Annotated in this window: 2 protein-coding genes; one reads left to right on the top strand and one right to left on the bottom strand. The window is 64.0% G+C overall.

Features of this window, described 5'->3' with window-relative positions:
• On the top strand, positions 1 to 1111 hold a 1111-nt coding region (locus LQV45_RS31815), incomplete at its 5' end, for a polysaccharide biosynthesis tyrosine autokinase (RefSeq protein WP_230011431.1).
• A gap of 74 nt (positions 1112 to 1185) precedes the next feature.
• Here LQV45_RS31815 and LQV45_RS31810 read toward each other — a convergent pair.
• Positions 1186 to 1490, bottom strand: a 305-nt coding sequence (locus tag LQV45_RS31810) for a S26 family signal peptidase (protein WP_230011429.1), incomplete at its 5' end; no start/stop codon positions are given.

Below are 1490 nucleotides of genomic sequence, written 5' to 3'. Positions count from 1 at the left end.
CGTCACCGTATCCGTGCCGAAGGAAAGCGCCCAGCTTGCCGTCACGGCCACGTCCACTGACCCCGCGATGGCCCAACGGGTCGCGGATGCCTGGGTCATGGGCCTTGCCGAGCAAGTCAAGGAATTGGAAAGTATCCAAGCGGTGGAAGGCTCGAACGTCGTCCCCGTACCGGTCATCCGCGTGGTGCCCCTCGGCCAAGCCCTCCTGCCGACCGCCCCAACATCTCCCAACGTGAAGCTGGCCCTGGCCATCGGAGCCTTGGCCGGCCTGGTTTTTGGCATCCTCTACGCCATGCTTCGCCACCGTTTGGACCGCAGGCTCCGCAGTGCCACTGCGATCGAACGCCGGTTCGGTGTGCCCGTGCTGGGCACGCTCCCGGTGGACCACCGCTTGGACGGGAAAAGCACCGTGCTGGACGATGGATTCAGCCCGGTCGCATCGGGCGAAGGTTCGCATGCCATCACCGAAGCCCTGAGGGAGCTCCGGACAAATCTCCAGTACGTCGACGTCGACAATCCGCCGCGGATCATTGTGGTGACGAGTTCAGTTCCGGCCGAGGGTAAATCGACGGTGACGGCCAATCTGGCGGTCACCATGGCCGCGGCCGGTGAGAACGTTGTAGTGGTCGACGGCGACCTACGCCGCCCCACCCTGGTCGACGTATTCAACCTGATCCCCGGCGTGGGTGTAACCGACGTCCTGAGCGGCCACGCCGAGCTGGAAGACGTGCTGCAGGAATGGAGCGCGATGCCTAACCTGCGGGTGCTGGGGTCCGGCCGGATCCCGCCGAACCCCAGTGAGCTGCTGGGCTCCCAGGCCATGAAGACGTTGCTCAGGACCCTCGCACAGGACGCACTTGTGCTGGTTGACGCCCCGCCGTTGCTCCCCGTGACAGACGCCGCCGTCCTCACACGCATTGCCGACGGAGCAATCGTTGTTGTCAGGTCCGGAAAGACCACCGATGAAGAGCTTGGCAAGTCCCTCGGCAACCTGGGGCGGGTGAACGGCAACGTCTTGGGCACCATTCTCAACCGCGTGCCCACCACAGGCGCGGGCTCGTACAGGTACTACACCTCGTATCAATCCGTCGAGCCGGTGGCCGCTCGGTAGCACTGAGGCGCGTTAGCACTGAAGATATCCCCTTGGAGCGACCGCTCCGAGGGGATTTTCGTTACCCCGAAAAGTCAGCCCACTCCGCCGGCGCGGTCAAGGGGCCAGAATCTCGCCGCCACCTGACCGACGACGGCCGAGGACTTAATTGTCCTCATGCAGTCGCCTGCCACAACAGTCAGGCTCCGGCAGGCGATGGCCGAATCAACCGAGACCGAACGGTGGTCCCCGAGCATCACGAGCTCTCCCTCGGGGACTGTAAACGCAGGAAGACACCTGAGCGAACCGGGGCTAGTCTGGCAGTCGTTGCTGCCAGCCTCAAACGGCAAATCCTCGAAAATGTAGGGCTCGTCGAGGGGCTGGCCATCGATTCGCAGTT

The sequence above is a fragment of the Microbacterium sp. Bi128 genome (assembly GCF_918698205.1).
This window is presented reverse-complemented; position numbering and strand designations above follow the sequence as displayed.